This is a genomic window from Dehalococcoides sp. (genome assembly GCF_041654235.1).
Lineage (GTDB): Bacteria > Chloroflexota > Dehalococcoidia > Dehalococcoidales > Dehalococcoidaceae > Dehalococcoides > Dehalococcoides mccartyi_B.
The window spans coordinates 1-25,815 of sequence record NZ_JBAZDW010000018.1 but is presented as its reverse complement, the minus strand read 5'-3'; the positions used below and the strand labels follow the sequence as shown (position 1 = coordinate 25,815).

Below are 25,815 nucleotides of genomic sequence, written 5' to 3'. Positions count from 1 at the left end.
CTTTCCCCTAAACCCTATGATATACTCTCCCACGTTGAAATTGATTGCCGAGTAAAAAACGGCCACCTTAAAAGACAGGTTACACGGTAGACAACTCCACAAAAGCCTTTAACAGGCTGGGGTTTTTCCTTGACAGAGAGCAGCCAAATGTGATACTATCTCTCTTTGTCTGGAACTGATGCACCTTAACAACTGGATAGCGGAAAGAAAAGTTTTAAACAATACACTAGTAATTAATATTGAGCTTGGAGAGTTTGATCCTGGCTCAGGATGAACGCTAGCGGCGTGCCTTATGCATGCAAGTCGAACGGTCTTAAGCAATTAAGATAGTGGCGAACGGGTGAGTAACGCGTAAGTAACCTACCTCTAAGTGGGGGATAGCTTCGGGAAACTGAAGGTAATACCGCATGTGGTGGGCCGACATATGTTGGTTCACTAAAGCCGTAAGGCGCTTGGTGAGGGGCTTGCGTCCGATTAGCTAGTTGGTGGGGTAATGGCCTACCAAGGCTTCGATCGGTAGCTGGTCTGAGAGGATGATCAGCCACACTGGGACTGAGACACGGCCCAGACTCCTACGGGAGGCAGCAGCAAGGAATCTTGGGCAATGGGCGAAAGCCTGACCCAGCAACGCCGCGTGAGGGATGAAGGCTTTCGGGTTGTAAACCTCTTTTCATAGGGAAGAATAATGACGGTACCTGTGGAATAAGCTTCGGCTAACTACGTGCCAGCAGCCGCGGTAATACGTAGGAAGCAAGCGTTATCCGGATTTATTGGGCGTAAAGTGAGCGTAGGTGGTCTTTCAAGTTGGATGTGAAATTTCCCGGCTTAACCGGGACGAGTCATTCAATACTGTTGGACTAGAGTACAGCAGGAGAAAACGGAATTCCCGGTGTAGTGGTAAAATGCGTAGATATCGGGAGGAACACCAGAGGCGAAGGCGGTTTTCTAGGTTGTCACTGACACTGAGGCTCGAAAGCGTGGGGAGCGAACAGAATTAGATACTCTGGTAGTCCACGCCTTAAACTATGGACACTAGGTATAGGGAGTATCGACCCTCTCTGTGCCGAAGCTAACGCTTTAAGTGTCCCGCCTGGGGAGTACGGTCGCAAGGCTAAAACTCAAAGGAATTGACGGGGGCCCGCACAAGCAGCGGAGCGTGTGGTTTAATTCGATGCTACACGAAGAACCTTACCAAGATTTGACATGCATGTAGTAGTGAACTGAAAGGGGAACGACCTGTTAAGTCAGGAACTTGCACAGGTGCTGCATGGCTGTCGTCAGCTCGTGCCGTGAGGTGTTTGGTTAAGTCCTGCAACGAGCGCAACCCTTGTTGCTAGTTAAATTTTCTAGCGAGACTGCCCCGCGAAACGGGGAGGAAGGTGGGGATGACGTCAAGTCAGCATGGCCTTTATATCTTGGGCTACACACACGCTACAATGGACAGAACAATAGGTTGCAACAGTGCGAACTGGAGCTAATCCCCAAAGCTGTCCTCAGTTCGGATTGCAGGCTGAAACCCGCCTGCATGAAGTTGGAGTTGCTAGTAACCGCATATCAGCATGGTGCGGTGAATACGTTCTCGGGCCTTGTACACACCGCCCGTCACGTCATGAAAGCCGGTAACACTTGAAGTCGATGTGCCAACCGCAAGGAGGCAGTCGCCGAGGGTGGGACTGGTAATTGGGACGAAGTCGTAACAAGGTAGCCGTAGCGGAAGCTGCGGCTGGATCACCTCCTTTCTAAGGATAATTGGCCTCGTGCCTATTAACCTAGGTCGATATCCGACTTAAAACGGATACTTCGCTTTTCTTTCCGCTATCCAGAGGTTAAGGTGTTAGTGTTATAAGGGGATAAATTAGTTTCCCTGAAAGCTGATAACCTGAACTCTCACATCTGCTTAACTTATCCCTGTTTTATCAGTGTTCATGGTGATAAGGGACTTGCGCTAGGCATCCTGTTTGCTATATTATAATGACGTTTTTCAAATAGTAATTCACTTGCTAATGCATTCGACAGCTCAAGATTGAGTTTGTTTATATTGTTATCAAATGGGCCATTAGCTCAGTTGGTTAGAGCGCAGTCCTGATAAGACTGAGGTCCTTGGTTCGAGACCAAGATGGCCCACCATGTTGTACAAAAGGTAAAACTCTTTTTGAGAAGGTCTTTAAACTAGAGTTCTAATCGTTTCGAATAACAACGGGGGAATGTGATATTTTCATATTCCCCCGGTTTGTTTTTTAGAAGAAAACTTTCTCGAAGAGCTGGCGGCTTTAATATCATTGAATATTTCCCAAATTGATCAAACAGGTTTTGCCCCAAAACCATTCCGGGTTTCAACATATCCAGATGTAATCTTTACATTGGTTTAGCTATTGTACCTGCTTCTATATTATTGAAATATGCTTTTACGGGCAATTGCCGGTGGTATAATTTTCATGAGCCTGTTGTCTAATACCGGTCCGCTTGCTTTGATTGACAGAGAAGTCTTTTTAAATACCTGAATGCTTACTTTTAAACACCTTAAAGATAGAGGTAATATAGAAGTATGATCGAGAATAGCAGTATTAAAAAAGACTTATCACCGGAACAACATGCCGAACTGTTTAGAGTATTAAAAGCCCGTTTTGATAAGAACATGAGCCGACATAAAGGTCTTGAATGGGCTAAAATACAAGAAAAATTGACAGATAATACTGAAAAACTGTGGGCACTAAATGAGATGGAAAGAACCGGCGGTGAACCCGATGTGGTTGACCATGATAACGAGACGGATAAATATAGTTTTTATGATTGCTCAGCTGAAAGCCCTTATGGCCGCAGGAAAATGTGTTATGACCATGAGGCGGCCAAAAAGCGGGAAGCACCCGGTGGTAACGCTGTGGATGCGGCAAATGAGATGGGCATTGAGCTTTTAACCGAAGAACAATATAGGGGCTTGCAGAAACTTGGCAATTTTGATATGAAGACGGAGAGCTGGATAAAAACACCATCCGATATTAGAAAACTTGGTGGCGCCATTTTTGCTGACCGGCGTTACGGCCATGTCTTTGTGTTTCATAACAGTGCCCACTCTTGGTATAGCTCCAGAGGATTTCGCGGATTGCTAAAAGTTTAAATCTTGCGCGTACAGCCAAATCTGGAAATGATAAGGAATCGTGGGTTCGGCTAGCTTGTACAGCAAAGATGAAATCCAAGTCTCAGTTTAATTTCAAATGTGTTATAGCTGGATATGCCTAAAGATTTGATTCCCATAGACAATGGCAATATTACGAGGTAAAGTAATATTATGTAGTTGGTGATATTCTTGAGAGGCTAGCTGGATTATTTGTTCAATTATTATATATCATCAAATCTTTCAGCTCTCTTGATATCAGGATGGATATAAATGAATAACAAAGGGTTGGGTTTAGAAGCTTCAGAACTTCGTTATCGCCGCCTTTTCGAAACGGCTCAAGACGGTATTCTTATCCTTGACGCCAACACAGGTAAAATTGCTGATGCCAATCCCTTTTTATTGAATATACTGGGTTATGCTCAGGAGGAAATTCTGGGTAAAGAGCTCTGGGAAATTGGTATATTTAAAGACATAGCTTCCAGCCGTAAAGCCTTTGCCGTCCTGCAGGAAAAAGAATATATCCGCTACGAAGACCTTCCTCTTAAAACAAAAAGCGGGCAAATTCAGCAGGTAGAGTTTGTCAGTAATGTTTACTGGGTGGGTGATGAAAAAATCATCCAGTGCAATATCCGCGATATTACTGACCGCAAACGGGCAGAAGAACTGTTACGAAAAACTGAAGAGCGGTATCGGGAGTTTTATCAAAAATCACCCATTGGTTATCAATCACTGGATTCCGAAGGCCGTTTTTTAGAGGTCAATCAGGTTTGGCTTGACGATATGGGATACAAACGGGAAGAAGTTATTGGTCATTGGTTCGGGGAATTTTTGCAACCAGACCAAGTGGATCTTTTCAGGAAACGTTTTCCGGTTTTCAAAGCTACAGGTACTGCTGACACTGAATTTTACATGAACCGTAAAGATGGCTCGGTAGTTCTAATGGCGTTTAGCGGTAAAATTGCCTGTGATGCCAAAGGTAACTTTAAACAAACACATTGTACTTTGCAGGATATTACCCAGAGACATCTGGCTGATGAGGCTATACGGGAAAGCCAGCGTAAGTACCAGGCTCTTTTTGAAAGCATAGGTGAGACGGCTTTTGTCTGCTATATCAATAAGCGTGAATGGGCGGATGAATTTGTTGAACTGAACGCAGTGGCCTGTGATATGCTGGGGTATACCCATGAAGAACTGCTGAAAGTATCTGCCCGAAATCTGTTTTTTCATCCTTCTTCAGGTCTTGTATTAAAAGAGATAACAGATGAACTTTATGCGCAAAAGATGGTCACTCGTGAGTGCAATCTCCCGCATAAAGACGGGCATAATATTTCAGTAGAAATGACATTTCATATATTTGATTTACAGGGCCGGCCTGCCGTACTCACTTTAGCTCATGATATTACCATCCGTAAAAAAATCGCCCGCGAACTGGAGCAAAGCCATAGAAGATTAGTAAAAGCCGAAAAGGTAGCCGGGTTTGGTTACTGGGAATTTGATCTGGCAAACGGATTAGTACACCCTTCTGATGGTGCTAGAGAGATATATGGTTTAAAAGCGGAAATATTAACTATTCCTTTTGTCCAGAAGGTACCTGTTCCCGAAGACCGGCCTGCTATGGATAAAGCACTGAATAACCTGATTAAACAGAATATTCCGTATGATATTGAGTTTAAAATCAAACGCCCCACTGACAGGGCTATATTATATATACACTCTATAGCGGAGTTTGATTCCAAACGGAATGTGGTGTTTGGCACTATCCAGGATATTACCAAGAGAAAACAGGCCGAAGAATTACTCCGTGAGAGCGAAGCCAGATTCCGCTCAACCTTTGACCAGTCACCCATAGGTGCTGCCATATATGGTTTAGATCTTAAATACTGGCAGGTAAATGAAAAATTTTGCCAAATGCTGGGATACTCTGCCTCGGAATTTACCAGCCTGAAAGTCAGTGATATCACCAACTCAGATGATTTTGCGAAAGACATAATCCATTTGAATCGTCTGAAAAACGGGGAAATCAGCCGTTATGAAACGGATAAAAGATATCTTCAAAAGAGCGGCAGCATATTTTGGGCACATCTGTCGGTAGCCGGTATCAGAGATGTAACGGGTAATTTGCTCTATTATCTAGCCATGATTGTAGATATTACGACCCGTAAAGCAGCTGAAGATGCCCTTCAAAAATATAAACTGATTGCTGAAGACAGCCGGGATATTATACTGTTTATGAACAAGGAAACCGGACAACTATTGGAAGCCAATAGTGCGGCTGTAAAAGCTTATGGATATAGCCGTGAGCAGTTGTTATCCATGAAAATACAGAACCTGCGCGCCCCTCAGGCAAGGGTGCTTACCGCAAGGCAACTGAATCAGGCCCATATCCGTGGTATGCTTTTTGAAACTTTCCATCAAAGTAAAGACGGGCGTGTTTTCCCTGTGGAGGTCAGTTCGCGGGGGGCGGATATTGAAGGGACAACAACCCTGATAAACATTATCCGTGACACCACTGAGCGGAAACAGGCTGAAAATGCCTTGAACGAAAGCCTTCAAAATTATCAGGTGCTTTTTAATAGTGTTACAGATGCTATTTTAGTGCATCAGCCGGCGGCAGATTATTCAGCCGGCAAATTTATCGAAGTGAATGACGCCGCTTTAGCAATGCTGGGATATAGCCGAAAAGAGCTCTTGCAAATAACCCCCATGGATCTTATGTCCAAAGAGAAATATCCAGTTAGTGCATTTGCTGACAACATTAGGTATATAGAGAAAAATACTGAAGTAGTATCTGAGTACGCCTTGGAAACAAAATCCGGCAAAACCATCCCGGTGGAATTGCACTCACGTATGTTTAAGTTTGGTGGCAAGCGTACCGTTATTACACTTGCCAGAGATATAAGTGAACGCAAAAAACTGGAGGAAGAGCAGAAGAAACTGCGTTACCAGTCAGAAATGTCCAGCCGTTTGGCGGCCGTAGGTGAAATGGCGGCCGGCATTGCCCATGAGATAAACAACCCGCTGACGGGGGTGATTGGTTTTGCCTCCATACTTATGGAGAGGGAGGATTTACCGGCAGATGTCATGGATGAACTTCAGATAATTAATTCCGGCAGTCAAAGAGTAGTGGAAATTGTAAAACGTATGCTTACATTTGCCCGCCAGGCCAAGCCCGTGAGAAGCAGTGTAAATATCACCGAACTTATTGATAGTACTTTGGATTTACGCAGTTATGTACTTAAAACTGCAAATATAGAGGTAGTCAGGCATTACGAACCTGATTTACCGTTATTGACAGTTGACTCCGGCCAAATGCAGCAGGTGATTTTGAACTTGATATTAAATGCCGAGTATTCCATGAAAAAAGCCCATGAAAAAGGTATCCTGACTATCAGAGTTAAAAAAGAAGGGGAATGGGTGAGGATGTCTTTTCGGGACAATGGACTGGGCATGTCGGCTGAAACATTGGGTAAACTGTTCCAGCCTTTTTTCACTACCAAAGATCCCGGTGAAGGTACCGGTTTGGGTCTGAGCCTGTCTCACGGCATTATACTTGAGCATGAAGGTACAATTCGGGGAGAGAGTATACTCGGTGAGGGGGCTGAATTTACAATTGAGTTGCCCATAAAACCCTCTGACAAAGTACCCGCAGCAAACGATATGACCGGGGTGGTGCAGGGTCTGACTAAAAAAGCATCAGTACTGGTGATTGATGATGAGGCCGCAATCAGGGCCTTGATACGGATTGTGCTTACGCAGGATGGCTATCGCGTGGATGAGTGTGATGTACCTCAAAAAGCTATGGATATGATTTCAAATAATAATTATGATGTTATCCTGCTGGATATACGCATGCCCGGAGTGAGTGGTCTTGAGCTTTATTCTGAGATAACCGCCGAATGGCCTCAGATGGCTAAACGGGTGATTTTTATAACAGGTGATACATCTGATGCATCTATTAGCAACCTTATGGTTGCCAAAGGTATTCCCTGTATTAACAAGCCTTTCAATATTGCAACCTTGAAAAACACGTTAAATAGCATACTCTCACGGGCAAATTGATATCTGAGTTTGCCTGTGTATTTTTGTTTAGTTTAAACCTGCTGTTGTTTCTCGGATTTGAAGCTTAGTCAAATAATATTCCAATAAAATTGCAGGGTTATTTTATAAAATATTTCCGCATTTCATAAAAAAGGGGTACAATATTGCCTGTTAATTTGGTAAAAATAATACTTATTTGGGTACTACCGGTTACCCTGAAGTAGTTGCCGTTATATTAGGAGGAGCAAGTGGTTATACGTAACCCCGAATATGAAACCCTTCCCAGACCGCAGCTTGAAGAGTTACAGCTGAAAAGACTTCAGGAAACAGTGTCCTATGTCTATAATAGAAATCCATTTTACCATCAAAGCATGGATAAACTAGGGATCAAACCCGCAGATATAAAAACGTTGAAAGACCTCGCCCTGCTTCCTTTCACCAGTAAAGAAGATTTCCGCCAGAATTACCCTTTCGGGTTATGCTGTGTGCCTAAAACAGAAATATCACGTATTCAGTCTTCCTCCGGTACTACCGGTAAACCTGTAATTGCCCCCTATACTGCCAAAGATGTGGATACATGGGCGGAACTGGTAGCCCGTTCTCTAAGCTGTGCCGGGGTAGTGCCCGAAGATATTCTCCAGAATGCCTACGGATACGGGCTTTTTACCGGCGGGCTGGGGATTCATTACGGGGCGGAGAAAATGGGGGTGGCGGTAGTGCCAGCCTCTACCGGCAATACTAAACGTCAGTTGATGTTGCTGCAGGATTTGGGGACTACCGTGATTACCTGTACTCCTTCTTACTCTCTGATAATGTATGAAGCCGGCAAGGAAATGGGGCTTGATTTTCATAATTCTTCACTCAAGCTGGGCATTATGGGTGCTGAACCATGGAGTGAAAATATGCGACGGGAGATAGAAGCCAAACTGGGTATCACTGCCCTTAATATATATGGCTTGACTGAAATAACAGGGCCGGGTGTAGCTATGGAATGTCCCCAGAAATGCGGGTTGCACATCTGGGAAGATAATTTCATGGTGGAAATAATAAACCCTGAAACAGGCGAAGTGCTTCCTTACGGCCAAAAAGGAGAACTGGTAATTACCACCATAAACAAACAGGCTCAGCCGGTACTCCGTTTCCGGACCAAAGACATTACCAGCCTGATGCCTGAAAAATGCGGCTGCGGGAGAACCATGGTACGTATGTCTCAAATTACCGGTCGCAGTGATGACATGATACGGGTTAGAGGTGTTTCAGTGTTCCCCTCGCAGATTGAAAGCGTACTTCTCACCGTAGAAGGCATTGAACCCCATTACCAGATAATAGTAGACAGGCACAATGCTTTTGCCTCTGACGAACTGGAAATATGGGTAGAGGTTTCCGAAGGCATTTTCTCGGATGAAATGTCACGGTTGAATGCCCTTCAGAAGAAGCTTCAGGCCGAACTGGATAGCGTATTGGGTATACGTGCCAAAATCAAGCTGGTTGAACCGCGTACTCTGGCCAGAACTGAAGGCAAGGCAAAAAGGATTATTGACCGTTCCGAATTACCTGAAAACAGGTAGTAACCAGGAGGAAGAGGAAAATGATGATAAAACAAGTATCCGTTTTCGTGGAAAATAAACCCGGGCGGTTATATGCAATACTCAAAGCTATGGATAAATCAAAGATAAATATTCGGGCATTATCAGTCAGCGAAACAGATGAATTCGGGATTGTACGTATGATTTTGGATGACCCTGATGCCGGGGCTGAAGCCTTGAAAACCGCCGGATTTACCAGCCGTACTGATATGATGGTTACCGCTGAAATTCCGGATATCCCCAGCGGACTGCTGAAAACCGTAGTTGAACCGCTGAGCAAGGCCGATATAAATATAGATTATTTTTACGCCTTTTTGGATTCAACTCCGGGTACAGCAAGGATTGTACTGAAGGTAAGCAACCCTGAAAAGGCAGAGATTATTTTAGCCTGAAGCTGATACGTAAATATACATTGCATTAGCACATATATGTCCCGCCCTTTATCCGGCGGGATATTCATTTTGCAGGTGATAATATCCGAAAGCTAATTTACATAAAAAAAATTATTTTGGCCTCAGCTATGAGTAGGTTAAATAATAAATATTTATAAATTGTATAATACTCTCAGGATGTGCTAGAGGAGGAGGAAAGCAGTGAACCAACAAACAAAAGGCAGTCACGAGATCTTAAGCAAGCCCCTGCCCCAAATACTGGACGAAATTGACGGCAGTATTACTCGGGCAGAACAGGCCGCCGCAGATGCCAGACAGGCAGCTGAAGAAGCGCGCAGGGCTGGAGAAGAAGCAGCTGAAGCTGTTATGAAGAAGATTCGCAACGTCTTTAACAAGATGGTGGAAGACATTACTACAGAGCTTGCCACCCATGAAACCAAACCCCAGAAATAACAAGGTTAACCAAAGCTGAAATAGAAAGCTACCCGGCTCCCCAAAAGGAGCCGGTTTTTTATTCGGGGAAACCACAAATATTCATTTGCTTTGACCGTTAAGCTAATGTTAATTTAAAGGCATTTTAAGGCTAAAAACAGGCAAAAAGAAGATGTTATTGGCTGTGTTCTGTTCTGTATAATTTAAAACGGGGATTTTAAAAAAATGATTTTAGGGTATAATGGAAAATAATAATATCCGGAGGATTACATGTCTGATATCGATCTTATTTGTGAACTGTTGGCTGATGCCAAAGTCTTCAACGAGACAAAGTCTGGTCTCAAGCGCTATATCTGTGCCAAGTGCCCTAAAGACGGGTTTGAAGCGCAGGTTTCACGGGTGGAGAAAAATGATACCACTAAGCAATCAGTAGAGAAGGCTGCTTTTTACTGTCCCATTTGTAACAATGAGTTTGTAGTTTCAGCAAAAGACATGTATTTCGGCTAGAAAAAGGCTGGGGTGGCCGGGAGTAATGGGAAAATTTAAATGCAGTTTAGTTACCTTGGTAAAGCCTACCGTTATTTGCTTAAGCAGATGCGTGAGCTTAAAATTCATTGGAAATTATATATTTCCCAAAGCTTTCTGGCCACACTTGTCCTTTTTATAATAGCTCTGACCCTTAGTATTGAAAATGCAGTAGTTATTGCTTCCATTGCATCTACAGCCTTTATCGTTTTTACTCAGCCCAGTTCCCCTCCGGCGGTGCCGCGACGCATTTTCTGGGGGCATCTACTGGGCTTTGGCATAGGCTGTCTGGTGAATTTGATACCTCACCACCATATGCTGACGGATGCCCTTATTTATGCTTTGGCAGTGGGTCTCTGCATTTTCCTGATGGTGGTTATGAATCTGAAACATGCTCCGGCTGCAGGTACAGCTCTGGGTGTGGCCATAACCGGATTTAGTCCCGGGGTGTTTATTGCGGTGGTTACCAGTGCTCTGGTACTGTCTATGGCTCAGAGCCGGATGAAGGGCTTTTTGAAAGATCTGGCCTGAATTCTCCGCTGGAAATGACCACCTGTGGTTTGGAACTGACAGGAATATCTGAAATCTGGATATGCTCAAGCTCAACTGCATTTTTCGGGCAGTGTTTTAAACATTCTCCCCAGTGTACACATTCGGAATTATCCAGTTTAAGCACTTTGCCGCTGCAGTTTATTACCCCGTAATCACCGTATGTTTAATGGCAGATGCCGCAGTATTTACAGGATGTACCAAATCTTAGCTTGAAATACGATATTTTACTCACCAGCCCTAAAAATGCGCCTAGAGGGCAAAAATAGCGGCACCAGAAGCCGGATATATAGATAGACCCAGTCAGGACTATGCCCAAACTGATGCCGGTTAACCATGTGAAGTCAATGTTTAGCAGGGCCTTAAAAGAATCTATCCGGGCAAAAGCGGTTGTGCCGGTTGCCAGCACTGCGGCTATCAGGACAAAAAAATATATATTTTATAAAACCCAGCTAATGATTTAGCTTCTCATTTACCTTTATGCCCATTTCTTTGGGTAGATGAAACTCTGCTGTGTCCCTGTTGGGTATACCCAGCCGCAAAATATCCTGCCCCAGAAAAGGGTATCAAATTGCCGTATTCGGGATTAGCCATATTCACCTCTTGAAATCTAATAATTTATGTGATAATTTTCCCCTAGGGAGGATGCTTATGAAAAAAATGAATTTGATATTAGTTATAAGCATGTTGGCACTTGGTGCTATTTCCATCGGCCTAGTACTATTCAGTCAATCTGAAGACCCAAGTAAAATGGCCCAAACAATAATGGTAATACTGGCTATCACACTAACTGCAATCTTGGTACTTCAAATGTTCTATGCAGTTCTCAATTATCTTGATAAACGTCCACGTCTTTTCGTAGGCGTGCTTATTTTTATTGCCTCAATGCTTATTGGTATGCTGGTTTTTTCAGGCTTTTTCCCGTCAGACAGTAATCTGAATGAGCCACAGTGGGATATAGTGCTGCTATTAAGTAGTATTACCGGACTGACCTTAAGCATTGCGTGGGGAATGTACTTTCATGCTTTGGGACATAATCGCCGAGCAGTCGCATGGGCTACCGCCTTTGCATTGTTCGGGCCTCTTTTTGCAGGTTTAGCCTATCTCTTGACCTGGCCTAAACAAACTGATTAAGTCCATAAAAGAATTTGATTAACGTCTCAGAGCCAAACTCCGCCCGCAGGGCGTTAAGGTCTTCTACTCCAAGCATGCTCTTTGCCAGCAGTAGTTCATCCCTGCTTAGTCTCTCGCCGCTAACAAGCCTATCGGACTTAAGATTAGAAACTATTTTACGGCTGGCCTATCCTGATATTTCAGCATCTTGTTAATAGCAATTTCATTAAGCCCTTGCTTCATCTAAGCCCCCCATATCGGGCTGGCTTCTAACCCCAACAGGAGTCTCCTGAAGCACCTGCCTTATAGTGTCCCTTGCCACAGGGTTTGAAGCTTCCGAAGGTCTGGGCAACATGCCAGGAATAGACCTTAATTTCCCCGGTATACAAAAGAACACTCTGAAGAGTGCCTTTGGCACATGGGCGGAGTATATAAAAAATCCCGGATAATATATGAAGCTATCATAATACTATAAGAAATATATGAAATAAAAGAACAGTGACTATTTGAATATGCCTATAAATGGTAGTAAAGTATAGATGCATGCTGGGCACGTGGGGTGTCCGGCATTCGTTATTTTGTCACCAGAGTTAGAGATGAATTTGCTTTGGTTTTCCCCGTCATACCTGAAAGCCCGTATAAAAACGGGCTTGATAGACCGCTTTGACCGGGGGGTCTGGATGCTGACCCTGATAGGTCTGATAAACAGTGCCGCTTTCTCCCTGTCCCTGCCCTTTATCTCTCTGTACCTGTATCAGGAGCGGGGGCTTTCCATGACTCAGGTGGGTTTAGTTATACTGCTGAGCGGATTCGTTTCAGCTATCGTTCAGATGGTTGCCGGGGCTTTGGCGGATACTTACGGGCGAAAGCCGGTGATGCTGTTAACTACCGTTGGCAGTGCCGTTATTTACGGGGCTATGGCTGTATTGATAGGATTCAACATGCCCGTTATGCTTATTATTCTAAGCTATGTATTACTGCGGTGCACTCTGGTAGCTACCCGCCCGGCTTCGCAAGCCATGATAGCTGACCTTACCCCTAAAGACCGCTTGACTGAAACTTACGGCATGGTACGCATAGGGAATAATCTGGGGTGGGCTATTGGGCCGATGCTGGGAGGATTTCTGCTTATCGGCCTTCCGTATGCCTACTTGTTTGGGGTGGGGGCGGTTGTCTGCCTGATAACACTATACATAACAGCAAAATATATAAATGAATCCCTTTCAAATTCGGTGGAATGGGTTAGCCTGACCAAGATATTTTCGGCCGGCAAGGACAGGGCTTTTCTCTGGTTTACAATTTTGAGCATACTTTTGTTCATAGTAGTGGGGCAGTTTATCAGTACTCTTTCTGTTTTCACGGTTGACCGCCTGCATTTTTCAGAGGCTGATTACGGTATGCTGCTCACTCTGAACGGGCTTATGGTGTTTGCCCTCCAATACCCTGTTACCCGGATTTTGCACAATGTTTCCAAATCACATATGGTGGTCATGGGCAGCCTGATTTATGCAGTCGGGTACTTAATGTTTGCCTGGACGACCAATTTGGGTATGGCCTTTCTGGCTATGAGTGTTATTACTATGGGAGAAATAGTATTTGCACCTACCACTTTGGCAGTAGTGGGGGATCTTTCCCCTCCCCAGCAACGGGGACGGTATATGGGATTTTATGGTTTTTCCGAGATGCTGGGCTTTTCGCTTGGCCCTATGGTAGGCGGTGCTTTGCTGGATGCTCACCCTGATAGTTCTTTGTCGGTTTGGGGCACACTGGCGGCTCTGGCAGTAATGTCGGCTGTGGGCTTTTATATCTGGGGGAGAGTGGTGCGCAAAACAGTCAGCCTTAACGGCCAGTCTCTAAGCCGCTATTAGCAACACGTCTCAATACTGCCGCTTTGATTTCTAATGCAGATTTCACTCGTTCCCTGAGATGATTAAAGGACTTACGAAGCCCGTACTATGGTTTGATATATTTAAAGTATAGATACAGTAGTTAAAGTAGTATAATTAAGTGTGCTGAAATATATATTTATGTTTAAGCACACCTTGGGATTCGTGTTTACTTAAGTTGTTCAGGATTATGAACTGAATATTTATGGTACTTAGGTAACTATCTAAAAGTTACTAATTGGCTATTTAACTATACGCAGATAAACAACTATCCTGTTAGGGCAGACTGATTGGAGGATACGAAGATGGCAGGAAATAACCCCAATATATTTAACATAAATGATAATGAATTTAATATAATCCCAAAAGGACTGGACCCAGAACAGGTAAAGTCTTTTGTGGGAAAGCTGATTGAAGAAAATGGCAGTCTTACTGCGGAGCTTAGCAAACTCAAGGAACAGGCTGAACATCTGGAGTCTTTAAAGAGGCTGGCGGATACAACTATTATAGAGGCTGATAAACTGGCGGCTACCCTTAAGGAAGAAGCTATTACTAAAGCAAAAGAAGAGTCTGACAGTTTACTGGCAAAGGCTGAGGAAAAGGCCAAAAAAGTTTACGAACAGATTTACCGCCAGCTAAATACCCTGAAACAACAGGTAAATAGTTTGGATAAAGATTTTGACTTTAATACTGAAGGCGAAAAACCTGCGATTGAGCCCGTAATACCCGCCGCGGTTAAAGAAACCCCAGTCAGAGCTAAAGATGATTTTATGGCGAAAGCGGTAGCCAATTCGGATATTATGGAATCTACTACCCAGGAACTGGTTATACGGGATAAAGAAATAGAGTTGGAAATATTGCCTCCGGTAGATGCTGTCAAGATTACCAAAATCATGGATCAACTGGAAAATGCCAGCGAGGTAGAAGTGGTGGAGCTGATACCCCGCCCCAATCATCCGGTAATTATTGTATATGAAAATAAACCCAACAGCCTGCTGGATGTACTTAAAAAATTGAGCATGGTAGGCAAGGTAAATGAAATTCCGGCCAGCCCGAACGGAAGCGGAATTGTGCGGCGTAAATACGAGATATCTCTGGTAGCAAGCGTTGTTAAGTAAGTCATTATAAGGGAGTGGCCGGCACACCTGAAGGGGTTTTAACCCTCGAATGTGCCGGCCTTATTATTAGGGTCTATTTGGATTTGGACAAGATAAGCTTCAGCATTTCGTCTTTGGTGGGTATCTTGCCGGATATTACCACTTCTTCATCTATTACCAGAGCTGGAGTCATCAATATAGGATAAGCAGATATCTTATCTATCTCTTTTATCTTTACAATCTGAGCAGCTAAACCCAGTTCTATGACTGCTTCTTTGGTCATTTCTTCCAGTTTATTGCACTTGGCACAGCCTGTACCTAACACTTTGATTATCATTTCTGTTCTCCTTTGATTTAAAATATGCCGAATATAAACCCGGCCATGCTTGAGCTGAGTATCACCAGCCCAATATAAGTAAGGGCTTTTGTATTGCCCAATATTTTTCGGATAACCAAGAAACTGGGCAGGGAAACTGCCGGTCCTGCCAGCAGCAGTGCCAGAGCCGGGCCTTTGGCCATACCAAGGTCCATAAATGCCTTGACTATGGGTACTTCGGTAAGAGTTGCAAAATATAGCAAGGCACCCGAAAGTGAAGCTATCAGGTTTGAAACCGGATTATTGCTACCTACATAGGTGGTTATAAATTCAGCCGGAATCAGGGTTTTCAAAACTCCGGCTATAAAAATGCCGCCTATCAGCCATGGGAAAATAAGCTTTACAAACCGCCATGTTTCCGAAAGCCATTCTTTTATTTGAGCCATTTTGAAGAACCGCCACAGGCTGAATAACAATACCAAAAGAGCCAGCAGGAATACGGGTATATTCTTGGCAGATGCGAATATCAGTATGGCAACAAGGCTGCCAAAATAGATAAGAGTTTGGTACATGGGACGTTCACTGGCAGTATCAGCAGGCAAATTGGCCAGTGGCTGTGGGGTATCTGATTTATCTTTGCGGAACAGGTAAGCCATAATAAATCCTATCAATATGGCAAAAATGATGGCAAAAATGGCTCTGGCAATGCCGATATCGTAGCCCAGTACTCCGGCTGACAAAGAAACCGCTAAAATACTTATAGCCGGGCCTGAATACAGGAATGTGACTGCCGGACCGATACCCCCGCCCCGTTTGTAGATGCCGGCAAACAGGGGTAAAACCGTACACGAACACACAGCCAGTATAAACCCTGAAACAGAGGCGATACTGTATGAGACAAAGGGGTTTACTTTACTGCCGAAATATTTGGTAACTATAGCCGGATTAAGAAAAACCGAAATAGCCCCGGCAATAAAAAACGCCGGCACCAGACAAGCTATAACATGGGCCGAAAGGTATTCCAACAGGGCAGAAAAACCGCCCGCCAGCAGGTTAAAAATAAAATCCATCAGACGTTACCTCTCCGGCAACTGGCCTTCAGCCGGCTAAAATCCTGCAAGGCTTGCGGGTTTTGTGCCAGCATTTCCTTTGTATACTGCATTAGTTTTCTAATGTCAGACGGAAATTCGCCATAATCCACCGAATAAAGTGCCCACAACCCGTCACGACGGAGCTTTATCAGCCCGGCCTGATGCAGGTTTTGAAGGTGACGGGAGGCAGAAGTTTGGCTTATGCCCAGAGCCTGCTGGATTTCACAAACGCAACACTCCTGTTTGAACAACAAACTGAGTATCCTCAGGCGGTATTCGTCTGCCAATGATTTAAATATATTAACGTAGTTTTCCATAAAACCCCCATATGCGTATATTAGCATATAAGAATATAATAAAGCTGCAATACCGTAATGTCAAATATGTCTTTGGCATTAACGCCGCCGAAAATTGTCTTAAAAGCGGGCAGGTGATATGCTTTTAAAGTGGTATATATTTTTAAAGAACTGGGACTTGAGGAATTAAGCCGTAATTTTGATGCCAGCCAAAACGGGTTGAATGTTGCCAACCCGTTTATCCACCCGGGCTGGCAGTCTGTCTGGCAGAAGTGTTTTTCACCGTCAGACCGGCAAATCTGCGGGTTGGTTACTAGTGAAACTGAAACCATAGGGTTGATAGCCTTGCGTATAAATAACGGAGTTGCCCGTTTTATAGCTGACGGAAGCGTTTTTGATTATCTGGATTTCATGGTTAAGCCCGGTCACCAGCTGGGATATTTTGAACTGCTGATGAAACTGCTGAAGCAGAAGCAGGTTGAGATATTGGAACTGGAAAGTTTGACTTCCCGTTCCGAAGCTTATAACTACCTGTTGCCTATGGCCAAAGAAAAAGGTTTTCAGATAATCTGCGAACAGGCAGATGTCTCGCCTCTGCTGGATCTGCCAGCTGACTTTGACAAGTATATGTCTATGCTGGAGCCGCACCAGCGCCACGAACTGAAACGTAAGCTGCGCCGTCTTGATGAAGCCTTGACGCCAAGGCTGGAAATAAATACCAACCCTGAAAGTGTAGAAATCTTGCTTGAGCAGATGGAACAAAGCCACCCCGAAAAGGCACTTTTCCTCAGCCCTGAAATGCGTTGTTATTTCAGGCAACTGGCACACTGGCTTGCCGGTCAGGGATATCTGCGTTTGGTATTTCTGAAGACAGCAGATACCACTCTGGCCAGTCTGTTTTGCTTTGACTATAATAATATAAGGTATTTGTATAATAGCGGGTATCGTCCTGAATATTCCCACCTGAGCGTGGGCGTGCTATCAAAAATGCTGGCTGTCAAAGATGCTATAGAAAAAGGATATGATGCCTTTGATTTTCTGCGGGGGGAAGAGAAGTACAAATTTCATCTGGGCGGAAAATCCCAGCCGGTTTACAAATGCCAAATAAATTTGAATAATCAGGTGCAAACTGTTGGCTAAAAAGAAATTAAATATTGCCCTTGTCAGCCTGCACAGCTGTCCTCTGGGGCAACCCGGAGGACGGGATACCGGCGGTATGAATGTGTATATCTGCGAGTTGGCGCGTTCTTTGGGAAATAGCGGTCACCAGGTTGATATTTATACCCGTGCCCATGACCCCCGTGATGACGTATGGGAGTTTTTAGCCCCCAATGTTCGGCTTATTCACATTCAGGCCGGGCCGGTAGAAGATATGGGAAAGCTGGCTCAGTATGAGCATCTGGAAAGCTTTGTTTGCGGGCTGGAGGCATTCCGTAAGGCTGAAGGTATTAAATATGATCTCATCCACAGTCATTACTGGCTGTCTGCCAGAGCAGGGCTGGCGTTAAGCAAACTCTGGGAAGTGCCCCATCTGGTTATGTTTCACACGCTGGGAAAGGTTAAAAACCGTTTGATGCAGGCACAGGTTGACCCCCAGCTTCGGCTGGATGCCGAACAAAATATAGTACACGAAACAGACTTGATAATAGCCGCTACTCAAAATGAAAAAAATGACCTGATATCTCTATATCAGGCTGAACCAGATAAAATAAGGGTAATCCCATGCGGGGTAAATACAAGGCTTTTTTCCATCACTGACCGGGCTGAGGCTGAGGCAGAACTGGGGCTTTCCGCCGCCCCCAAAGCGTTATTTGTGGGGAGGCTGGAGAAACTTAAGGGGCTGGATAATCTGCTCAAGGCGGTTTCACTGATTGAGGCTGATATGGAGCTTCTGGTGGTTGGCGGTGATGAATATAGCCAAGGTGAAAGAAACAGGCTGGAAAAAGTGGCGGAAGAGCTGGCTATTTCAGATAAAGTGAAATTTTACGGGTCGGTCAAACAGGACGTCCTGGCAAAATATTATAATGCCGCCAAAGTTTGTATAATCCCATCTTATTATGAAAGCTTTGGCATGGTTATACTGGAAGCTATGGCTTGTGGTACTCCTGTTATCAGCGGCAGAGTAGGGGTTGCTCCTGATATCATTCGTCCGGGTATAAACGGTTGCCTTATCCCTGGTAATCAACCCGAACAACTGGCAGTCTGCCTGAAGGAATGGCTTTACCAAAAAATCGCTAACCATAAGGCTATACGTAAAATAGCAGAAGAATATACATGGCAGTCTGTGTCCGCTCAAATAGAGTCTGTATATTATGGTATTTTAGACCCTGAAACAGCAGGGGTTGCATAGAACGGAGGAGAGATGTCTTTCAAAGCAGATGTATTGGTTATCATGCCTCACCCGGATGATGCCGAATTTGGCGCGGGCGGAACTATTGCCAAAATGACCGCCGAGGGTAAAAAAGTGGCTTATGTGGTATGTACCAATGGGGATAAAGGCACTTCTGACCGCAATATGATACCGTCTGAACTGGTAAAAATACGAGAAGAAGAACAGCGGCAGGCGGCAGGTGTGCTGGGTGTCAGCCGGGTGGTTTTTTTGGGCAAACCTGACCAGGGGCTTGAAAATACGCCCGAACTGCGTAAGGAGCTGGTACGTCAGATACGCACTTTCAAACCATTTACCGTTATTACTACAGACCCGTACCAACGGTATCTCTGGTGGCATAGAGACCACCGCCAGTGCGGAGAAGCTGTTATGGATGCTATTTTCCCGTATTCGCGTGATCATCTGGCTTATCCGGACCTTATATCCGAAGGGCTTGAACCTCATAAAGTTAATGAGCTTCTGCTTTCGAACCCGCAAGAGCCGAATTATCAGGTAGATATCAGCCAGACCGCAATATTAAAACTAAGATCTATTTCCTGCCATAAAAGCCAGGGCGGCGGCAGAATGGACGAAGTTATTTCGGCTATGAGTGAAATGGGAGATCTGGGAAAATACACAGAAATATACCCGGATGCTGAAAAATATGTTAAGACCGAATCCTTCCACCGGGTGGATATGTGGTGGTAAATTACCTGATATTTTCATCCAGCTCAGGCAAATATCCATCAGATATGCCCTGCTTACAAAATAGATACGAAAACAGTTGATTCTGCTTGACTTTGGGGCTTTGTTTACGTATAATCTCACTTTGATTGTTTGACAATCAGCCTGAAAAGTGATAAAAATATTGCCCGAGTGGCGCAAAGGAAGCGCAACCGACTTGTAATCGGTAGGTTAGCGGGTTCGAATCCCCTCTCGGGCTGAGCCGCTAATTTTTTTTGGGCTTTTTTACCAGCATCATGGAGAGGTGCCGGAGTGGTTAATCGGAGCAGACTGTAAATCTGCCGCCCTAAGGGCTACGCAGGTTCGAACCCTGCCCTCTCCAGAGTATTTTATAACCCCGTCGGGCTGGACAGTGGGTGTTAAAATAAATATAATGTAAGCGTTGCCCACATAGCTCAGTAGGTAGAGCACGTTCTTGGTAAGAACGGGGTCATCAGTTCGAATCTGATTGTGGGCTCCATAATAATAAGGGGGAATAATTAAAAGAAATGGCAAAGCAAAAGTTTGACCGCTCTAAGCCTCATTGTAATGTAGGCACTATCGGACACGTAGACCATGGCAAAACTACCCTGACTGCGGCTATCACCAAGACCCTTTCAACCAAGGGTTGGGCTGATTTCCGCGCCTATGACCAGATTGACAATGCTCCTGAGGAAAAAGCTAGAGGTCTGACAATTGCTATTTCTCATATTGAATATCAGACCGAAACCAGGCATTATGCCCATATTGACTGTCCTGGACATGCCGACTATATCAAGAACATGATTACCGGTGCCGCCCAGATGGACGGTGCTATTCTGGTAGTTTCCGCGCCTGACGGCCCTATGCCTCAGACCCGCGAACATGTACTGCTGATTCATCAGGTAGAAGTACCTGCTGTAGTAGTAGCCCTTAACAAATGCGATATGATGGATGACGAAGAACTGCTTGAGCTGGTTGAGCTTGAGGTTCGTGAACTTCTCACCAAAAATTCATTCCCCGGTGACGAAATCCCGGTAGTTCGGGTTAGTGCCATTAAAGCCCTTGAGTGTGGCTGTGGCAAACGCGAATGTGAATGGTGTGGTAGAATCTGGAAACTGATGGATGCTGTTGATACTTACATTCCCATTCCTCCCCGCCCCGTTGACAAGCCGTTCTTGATGAAGGTTGAAGATGTCTTCAGCATCAAGGGTCGCGGTACTGTTGCTACCGGCCGTGTTGAACGCGGTGTTATCAAAGGCGGCGATGAAGTTGACCTGGTCGGTCTGCATCATGAGCCCCGCAAGATTGTTGTTACCAGTTTGGAAATGTTCCATAAGATTCTTGACACTGCTGAACCTGGCGATGCTGTCGGGTTGCTTCTCCGTGGTGTTGAGCGTGAAGATATTGAGCGTGGTATGGTACTTGCCAAACCCGGCTCCATCAAACCTCATGTTAATGCCGAAGCTGAAGTTTATGTACTCAGCAAGGACGAAGGTGGTCGCCATACTCCTTTCTTCAATGGCTACAAACCCCAGTTCTTCTTTGGTACTACTGATGTTACCGGTGAGATTCATCTCCCCGAAGGCGTTGAAATGGTTGTGCCCGGTGACCATGTAAAGATGAAGATATCTACTATCTATCCTGTAGCTATGGAAAAGGGTATGCGTTTTGCCATCCGTGAAGGCGGTAAGACCGTTGGTGCGGGTGCCATCTCTCAGGTATTAGCGTAAAATGGCCAAAAAAACTGACACGAGAATTGTGATAAATATGGCTTGCACTGACTGTGGTGAAAGAAATTACACTACAGAAAAGAACAAGCGCAATGATCCTCGGCGTATTGAGCTGAGCAAGTATTGTCCGCGATGCCGTGAGGCAAAGGTACATCGCGAGACCAAGTAACTGATGGAGGAGAACTAGGTAATATGTGTCCTTCCGCACAGCAAACTGCCAAGGCGGCTGGTAAGAAACCTGGTTTCTTTTCCAACCTTATTGCCGAACTTAAAAAAGTAGTCTGGCCAACTCGGCCGGACGTGATAAAGCTTACCACTATGGTTTTGGTGGTTGCTATAACAGTCGGTATTGTACTGGGCGTTGTAGATTACGGCTTTAGCTGGTTTATTGATAACGTATTTGTTAAATAATGCGTTTGGAAATGTAGCGGGTTGGCAACTGACAGGGTGAGATTTTATGACTGTTAAACAGAAGAACTGGTATGTGGTGCATACCTACTCCGGGCATGAGGAAAGAGTCCGTAAAGGTCTTGAAGAACGGATTAAATCCATGGATGCCGAGGATGATATAGAGCGGGTTGTACTGCCTACCGAAGAAGAAGTTGAAGTCAAAAACGGTCAGCGGCGAACTATCCGGAAAAAAATACTGCCCGGCTATGTGCTGGTGCAGATGAACATGAACGATAAAAGCTGGACTATAGTCCGCAATACTCCCGGCGTTACCGGTTTTGTAGGCTCTGAGGGCAAACCCACCAATTTGCCGCCCGAAGAAGTCAGCCGTATTCTGGACCAAATGGAAGCTGAATCACCAAGGGTTAAGGTGGGTTTCCGCAAAGGACAGAGTGTCAGGGTTATTGACGGACCGTTCGTTGATTTTATTGGCATGGTAGACGAAATTAACACTGAAAAAGGCAAGGTCAAGGTGCTTCTTTCCCTGTTCGGGCGGGAAACTCCTGTTGAACTTGACTTTTTGCAGGTCGAAAAGCTCTAGAGGCTTTAGGAGACATACGTGGCAAAAAAAGTAAAGGCAATTGTAAAATTACAGATACCTGCAGGTAAAGCTAATCCTGCACCTCCCATTGGTCCGGCGCTGGGTCAGCACGGTATCAATATTATGGGTTTCTGTAAAGAATATAATGAACGCACAGCCTCTATGGTGGGCACTATTGTACCTGCAGAGATAACCATTTATGATGATCGCTCTTTTACATTTATCACCAAAACCCCTCCGGCGGCTGACCTCCTGAAAAAGGCGGCTGGTGTTGCTTCGGGTTCTGGCACCCCCAGCAAGAGCGTAGTTGCTGTTATCTCAAAGGGTCAACTCAGGGAAATTGCTTCAGTCAAGATGAAAGATCTGAACGCAGTTAACATTGAGGGTGCTGAGAGAATTATTGAAGGTACTGCCCGCAGCATGGGCATTAAGGTGGAATAACAGATGGTAACACACGGTAAGAAATATCAAGACGCAATAAAACTGCTTGACCAGAGTGTCGCTTATGCTCCGGCTGAGGCTATTGATTTGGCCAAGAAAATGAGTGCCGCCAAGTTTGATGAGACCGTTGAAATGCATCTGAAGATGGGCCTTGATCCCAAAAATGCTACCCAGCAGTTGCGCGGCGTGGCCGTTTTGCCCCATGGTTTGGGTAAAACTGTACGGGTATTGGTGTTTGCTCAAGGCGAAGCTGAAAAAGCTGCTCAGGTGGCTGGTGCTGATGTATACGGCGGTGATGAACTTATAAAGAAGATAGAAGCCGGTTTCCTTGATTTTGACGTTGCTATATCCACCCCTGACATGATGAGCAAGGTTGGTAAGCTGGGTAAAGTTCTTGGTCGGCGCGGTCTTATGCCTAACCCCAAGAGCGGCACCGTAGTACCGGCTGAAGATTTCAAAAAAGTTATTGAAGAAGCCCGCAAGGGGCGGGTGGAATTTAAGCTGGACCGTTCAGGCATTGTCCATATTATATTGGGCAAGGCCAGTTTCGAAGGGCAGATGCTTCTGGAGAATATGACTTCGGTAGTAGATGCTATTATCCGTTCCAAGCCCACTGGTGCCAAAGGGCAGTATATTAAGAGTGCTTATTTGGCAACTACAATGGGACCTGGTGTAAGGCTTGATCTTAGGGCTGTTTCCGCTATGGGCGGCGTATAAAGCAGCCGTATTTATAATTGAATATTTCCTGAGACGTGGGTGCCGTTTGGCTTAATGCATTGCCTGCCGAGGATACAAGACTTTTTAAGGGTTTTCTAAGTCCTTGTGCTTTGGCATAAGGACTTTATTTTTTTAGAAAAGGAGGTGCGGTTTGGTAAAAAAGATACGTATAAAAAAGAAGATAGCAGTTGATGAGTTAACTGATGCTCTAGCTGTTGCCCAGTCTGCGGTTTTTACTGATTACCGCGGTATCAATACATCAGAGTTGACCACTATACGTGTGAAACTGCGTGAAGCTGGTGTTGGTTACCGGGTACTTAAAAATACCCTGGCTCGGCGTGCTGCTGACAACACTGACCATTCAAATATCAAGGGTGCATTTGAAGGTCCGGTGGCTATGGCTTACTCTTCAAATGACGTGGTTGCCCCGGCCAGAGTCCTGATGGACTATATTTCCAGCTCCAAGTCAAATTTGAAAGTAACCGGTGGTTATCTCAGCAACAAGCTTATTTCTGTTGAAGAAGTAGCCGAGCTTGCCAAGTTACCGTCTCGCGAAGTGCTTATCAGCAAGATTTTGGCTGGTATGCAGAGTCCCATTACCGGTTTGGCGATGGTACTCAATGGTCCTGCCCGTGGTTTGGCCATTGTACTTCAAGCCCGTATTAAACAGCTTGAAGGCTAAATAAATAATAAAAATATAATAAGGAGTATTTTCATGACTATTGATGAAATGATGAGTGCCATTAAGGGCATGACCGTTATTGAGCTGTCCGAACTGGTAAAGGCCCTCGAAAAGGAATTTGGTGTAAGTGCTGCTGTAGCCGTAGCCGCTCCCGCTGCCGGTGGTGCTTCAGCCGCTGCGGCTGTAGAGGAAAAGACTGAATTCAATGTAATCCTGAAGGATGTCGGTGCCAACAAGATTAACGTAATCAAGGCTGTTCGTGAGCTCACCAGCTTGGGTCTTAAAGAAGCCAAGGATATGGTTGAAGCTGCTCCCAAGGCTGTTAAAGAGAATGTCAGCAAAGAAGAAGCTGATGCCGCCAAGAAGGCTCTTGAGGCCGCTGGCGCTACTGTAGAAATTAAATAAACCTCGGTTAGGCTAAAAGTAAAAACAAAGGGCGGGGACTTTAAGTCCCCGCCCTTCTTTATGTCTAGAATATTGATGTATTAGAGTTTATTGGGGTGTGAATCCCCATGTCCAATCTCAATACTTTGGACAGTTTCCGGAAATACTAAGCCGCAGGAGATAAGAGTTTTCATGGCATCTTCAACCGAAATATTTACCCGCTCAATCTGATTTTCCCTGAGCAGCTCTAAAAAACCGCTGGTTGGGTTGGGAGAGCCCGGCACATACACCAGATACAGTTTTTCACCGCTGGAATTGGTGGTTTCATTTGTGATAAATGCCAGACTGTGCATGCCCACGCGGGGAAATTCTACCATCACGGCCTCTTTAAAAGAGACTTTATTGCCCACACCTAGTGTCTGTATAACCTGTTTGGCGCTGTTATATATCTGGTTGAAAATGGGTACTTTGGCCAGTAGTTTGTCAATCCAGCTCAATATTTGTTTACCGAAATAGTTGCTTAATACCAGTCCTACCAAGTATATCAGGAGCAGTGTTACTAAAAGACCCACGCCCGGAAAATACCAGTTAAAGAACAACTCTATAATTGGTTTTAGCATACCGTCTACAATATTAAATACCCAAATCAGCAGTCCTAAAGCCGCTCCGATAGGTAAGACAAAGGCAAGCCCTGTTAAAAAGCGGTTTCGCAGTATTTTTAATGGTGGGTTATTTGATGGTGACATATTTGACCTCCGGAAAGAATATGGTTTTTATATTTTAGCAGTAAAAGCAACCGGAATATATTACTTGGGGTTTGAATGCCAACTATAGTTAAAATATAATACCATGATTATGTATCAGATTTGTTTGGTGAAGAGCAAAAATATTTTAAAGGGTTTTTGATCTCAGGTACAGGGTATTTGTTACTGAACAAGGGATTGACCCTGAGATTGACCCTGAGATTGACCCTGAGATTGACCCTGAGATTGAATATGATTTGCATGATAATACTGTCCGTCATTTGGTTATCCATAATGAAGAACGGGCTCTAGCTTGTTGCCGTATACGAATGCTTGATAAAGCCCTTGCCAAGATTGAAAGAGTGGCAGTGGATATAGATTATCGCAAATCTGGTTTGGGACGTGAGATTATGAACTATGCCGAAAGCTTGCTGAAAACAGAAAATGTGGACGGGGTGGTATTTCATGCTCAAACCGGTGCGGCAGGTTTCTATGCCAGTTTAGGGTATGTTCCTAACAGGGAGACCTTTATAGAAGACGGCATACAACATATCAGAATGCATTTACGCCTGTAAAATGCTTCCGTTAAGTATTATTTGTAAAGAATACGGCCGATAA

At 44.7% G+C, this 25,815-nt stretch carries 28 protein-coding genes, 4 tRNA genes, 1 rRNA gene and 1 other annotated feature; of the genes, 27 read left to right on the top strand and 6 right to left on the bottom strand.

All coding sequences use genetic code 11. From position 1 onward, the window contains the following. Window positions 1-242 precede the first annotated feature (242 nt). The 9 genes from WC259_RS03725 to WC259_RS03685 all read left to right on the top strand — a co-directional run bounded on the left by WC259_RS03725 (window position 243) and on the right by WC259_RS03685 (window position 10,619). Window positions 243-1,739, top strand: a 16S ribosomal RNA gene (locus tag WC259_RS03725). Between the two features lie 311 nt (window positions 1,740-2,050). Next, window positions 2,051-2,127, top strand: a tRNA-Ile gene (locus WC259_RS03720). A 418-nt stretch (window positions 2,128-2,545) separates the two neighbouring features. Further along, entirely contained in the window at window positions 2,546-3,115 is a 570-nt protein-coding gene (locus WC259_RS03715) for a DUF4256 domain-containing protein (protein ID WP_012984358.1), read from the top strand. Between the two features lie 270 nt (window positions 3,116-3,385). Next, window positions 3,386-7,174 carry a PAS domain S-box protein gene (locus WC259_RS03710; protein WP_372643217.1) on the top strand — a complete coding sequence of 1,263 codons (3,789 nt, stop codon included), beginning with the start codon at window positions 3,386-3,388 and terminating at the stop codon, window positions 7,172-7,174. A 227-nt stretch (window positions 7,175-7,401) separates the two neighbouring features. After that, window positions 7,402-8,721, top strand: coding sequence for a phenylacetate--CoA ligase family protein (locus tag WC259_RS03705; RefSeq protein ID WP_011929172.1), 1,320 nt, complete (start codon window positions 7,402-7,404; stop codon window positions 8,719-8,721). Window positions 8,722-8,741: 20 nt separating this feature from the next. After that, a complete protein-coding gene (locus tag WC259_RS03700; protein WP_011309455.1) occupies window positions 8,742-9,131 on the top strand; it encodes an ACT domain-containing protein in 390 nt (129 codons plus the stop codon). 201 nt (window positions 9,132-9,332) lie between these two features. Further along, window positions 9,333-9,584, top strand: coding sequence for a hypothetical protein (locus tag WC259_RS03695; protein WP_011309454.1), 252 nt, complete (start codon window positions 9,333-9,335; stop codon window positions 9,582-9,584). 249 nt (window positions 9,585-9,833) lie between these two features. After that, the gene (locus WC259_RS03690) at window positions 9,834-10,070 is read left to right on the top strand and encodes a hypothetical protein (protein WP_012984356.1); all 237 of its coding nucleotides are present in this window, start codon (window positions 9,834-9,836) and stop codon (window positions 10,068-10,070) included. Window positions 10,071-10,109: 39 nt separating this feature from the next. Beyond that, window positions 10,110-10,619 (top strand): HPP family protein, encoded by a 510-nt coding sequence (locus WC259_RS03685; protein WP_372643213.1) that lies wholly within the window; start codon window positions 10,110-10,112, stop codon window positions 10,617-10,619. A 184-nt stretch (window positions 10,620-10,803) separates the two neighbouring features. Here the strand turns inward: WC259_RS03685 and WC259_RS03680 are convergent, their stop codons facing one another. Continuing rightward, window positions 10,804-11,046 (bottom strand): 4Fe-4S binding protein, encoded by a 243-nt coding sequence (locus WC259_RS03680; RefSeq protein WP_011309451.1) that lies wholly within the window; start codon window positions 11,044-11,046, stop codon window positions 10,804-10,806. A gap of 69 nt (window positions 11,047-11,115) precedes the next feature. Then, window positions 11,116-11,184 (bottom strand): hypothetical protein, encoded by a 69-nt coding sequence (locus tag WC259_RS03675; RefSeq protein WP_367593441.1) that lies wholly within the window; start codon window positions 11,182-11,184, stop codon window positions 11,116-11,118. Between the two features lie 104 nt (window positions 11,185-11,288). On the opposite strand from WC259_RS03675, the gene WC259_RS03670 reads away from it, so the two are divergent. The 3 genes from WC259_RS03670 (at window position 11,289) to WC259_RS03660 (ending at window position 14,754) form a co-directional block, all read left to right on the top strand. Continuing rightward, complete coding sequence (locus WC259_RS03670; RefSeq protein ID WP_012984355.1) at window positions 11,289-11,771, top strand: hypothetical protein; 483 nt, start codon at window positions 11,289-11,291, stop codon at window positions 11,769-11,771. 575 nt (window positions 11,772-12,346) lie between these two features. Continuing rightward, entirely contained in the window at window positions 12,347-13,618 is a 1,272-nt protein-coding gene (locus WC259_RS03665) for an MFS transporter (RefSeq protein ID WP_011309447.1), read from the top strand. Window positions 13,619-13,941: 323 nt separating this feature from the next. Beyond that, a complete protein-coding gene (locus WC259_RS03660) occupies window positions 13,942-14,754 on the top strand; it encodes a DivIVA domain-containing protein (RefSeq protein ID WP_012984353.1) in 813 nt (270 codons plus the stop codon). A 73-nt stretch (window positions 14,755-14,827) separates the two neighbouring features. On the opposite strand, the gene WC259_RS03655 is transcribed toward WC259_RS03660, so the two are convergent. From WC259_RS03655 to WC259_RS03645, 3 genes are read right to left on the bottom strand one after another with little or no spacing between them, the layout of a single operon-like run. After that, window positions 14,828-15,070, bottom strand: a complete 243-nt coding sequence (locus tag WC259_RS03655; protein ID WP_011929168.1) for a thioredoxin family protein — start codon at window positions 15,068-15,070, stop codon at window positions 14,828-14,830. A gap of 17 nt (window positions 15,071-15,087) precedes the next feature. Next, a complete protein-coding gene (locus WC259_RS03650) occupies window positions 15,088-16,119 on the bottom strand; it encodes a permease (RefSeq protein WP_012984352.1) in 1,032 nt (343 codons plus the stop codon). Continuing rightward, window positions 16,119-16,457 (bottom strand): metalloregulator ArsR/SmtB family transcription factor, encoded by a 339-nt coding sequence (locus WC259_RS03645; protein WP_011309443.1) that lies wholly within the window; start codon window positions 16,455-16,457, stop codon window positions 16,119-16,121. The genes WC259_RS03650 and WC259_RS03645 overlap by 1 nt, the downstream gene beginning before the upstream one ends. 129 nt (window positions 16,458-16,586) lie before the next feature. Here WC259_RS03645 and WC259_RS03640 point away from each other — a divergent pair, with 129 nt between their 5' ends. The 14 genes from WC259_RS03640 to rplL all read left to right on the top strand — a co-directional run bounded on the left by WC259_RS03640 (window position 16,587) and on the right by rplL (window position 24,475). Further along, window positions 16,587-17,576, top strand: coding sequence for a GNAT family N-acetyltransferase (locus tag WC259_RS03640; protein WP_011309441.1), 990 nt, complete (start codon window positions 16,587-16,589; stop codon window positions 17,574-17,576). Further along, complete coding sequence (locus WC259_RS03635) at window positions 17,569-18,786, top strand: glycosyltransferase family 1 protein (RefSeq protein ID WP_015407825.1); 1,218 nt, start codon at window positions 17,569-17,571, stop codon at window positions 18,784-18,786. Before WC259_RS03640 ends, WC259_RS03635 begins: the two co-directional genes overlap by 8 nt. Before the next feature lie 12 nt (window positions 18,787-18,798). After that, entirely contained in the window at window positions 18,799-19,512 is a 714-nt protein-coding gene (locus WC259_RS03630; RefSeq protein WP_011309439.1) for a PIG-L deacetylase family protein, read from the top strand. A gap of 162 nt (window positions 19,513-19,674) precedes the next feature. Beyond that, a tRNA-Thr gene (locus WC259_RS03625) sits at window positions 19,675-19,747 on the top strand. A 39-nt stretch (window positions 19,748-19,786) separates the two neighbouring features. Beyond that, window positions 19,787-19,870: transfer RNA gene (locus WC259_RS03620), tRNA-Tyr, on the top strand. A gap of 62 nt (window positions 19,871-19,932) precedes the next feature. Further along, window positions 19,933-20,008, top strand: a tRNA-Thr gene (locus WC259_RS03615). Window positions 20,009-20,036: 28 nt separating this feature from the next. Next, window positions 20,037-21,239, top strand: a complete 1,203-nt coding sequence (gene tuf / locus WC259_RS03610) for an elongation factor Tu (protein ID WP_011309438.1) — start codon at window positions 20,037-20,039, stop codon at window positions 21,237-21,239. A 1-nt stretch (window position 21,240) separates the two neighbouring features. Next, window positions 21,241-21,408 (top strand): 50S ribosomal protein L33, encoded by a 168-nt coding sequence (gene rpmG, locus WC259_RS03605; RefSeq protein WP_011309437.1) that lies wholly within the window; start codon window positions 21,241-21,243, stop codon window positions 21,406-21,408. Window positions 21,409-21,431: 23 nt separating this feature from the next. Next, entirely contained in the window at window positions 21,432-21,650 is a 219-nt protein-coding gene (gene secE, locus WC259_RS03600; protein WP_011309436.1) for a preprotein translocase subunit SecE, read from the top strand. Window positions 21,651-21,696: 46 nt separating this feature from the next. Further along, entirely contained in the window at window positions 21,697-22,230 is a 534-nt protein-coding gene (gene nusG / locus WC259_RS03595; protein ID WP_011309435.1) for a transcription termination/antitermination protein NusG, read from the top strand. Window positions 22,231-22,248: 18 nt separating this feature from the next. Further along, entirely contained in the window at window positions 22,249-22,671 is a 423-nt protein-coding gene (rplK, locus tag WC259_RS03590; RefSeq protein WP_012984350.1) for a 50S ribosomal protein L11, read from the top strand. A gap of 3 nt (window positions 22,672-22,674) precedes the next feature. Further along, window positions 22,675-23,388, top strand: coding sequence for a 50S ribosomal protein L1 (gene rplA, locus WC259_RS03585; RefSeq protein WP_011309433.1), 714 nt, complete (start codon window positions 22,675-22,677; stop codon window positions 23,386-23,388). 9 nt (window positions 23,389-23,397) lie between these two features. After that, window positions 23,398-23,526 (top strand) — a sequence feature (ribosomal protein L10 leader region). 13 nt (window positions 23,527-23,539) lie between these two features. Beyond that, window positions 23,540-24,070, top strand: a complete 531-nt coding sequence (rplJ, locus tag WC259_RS03580) for a 50S ribosomal protein L10 (protein WP_011309432.1) — start codon at window positions 23,540-23,542, stop codon at window positions 24,068-24,070. Between the two features lie 33 nt (window positions 24,071-24,103). After that, the gene (gene rplL, locus WC259_RS03575; RefSeq protein WP_012984349.1) at window positions 24,104-24,475 is read left to right on the top strand and encodes a 50S ribosomal protein L7/L12; all 372 of its coding nucleotides are present in this window, start codon (window positions 24,104-24,106) and stop codon (window positions 24,473-24,475) included. Window positions 24,476-24,555: 80 nt separating this feature from the next. On the opposite strand, the gene WC259_RS03570 is transcribed toward rplL, so the two are convergent. Further along, a complete protein-coding gene (locus tag WC259_RS03570) occupies window positions 24,556-25,200 on the bottom strand; it encodes a DUF502 domain-containing protein (RefSeq protein WP_011309430.1) in 645 nt (214 codons plus the stop codon). Between the two features lie 194 nt (window positions 25,201-25,394). Here WC259_RS03570 and WC259_RS03565 point away from each other — a divergent pair, with 194 nt between their 5' ends. Continuing rightward, entirely contained in the window at window positions 25,395-25,772 is a 378-nt protein-coding gene (locus WC259_RS03565) for a GNAT family N-acetyltransferase (RefSeq protein ID WP_372643220.1), read from the top strand. The last annotated feature ends 43 nt before the right edge of the window (window positions 25,773-25,815 follow it).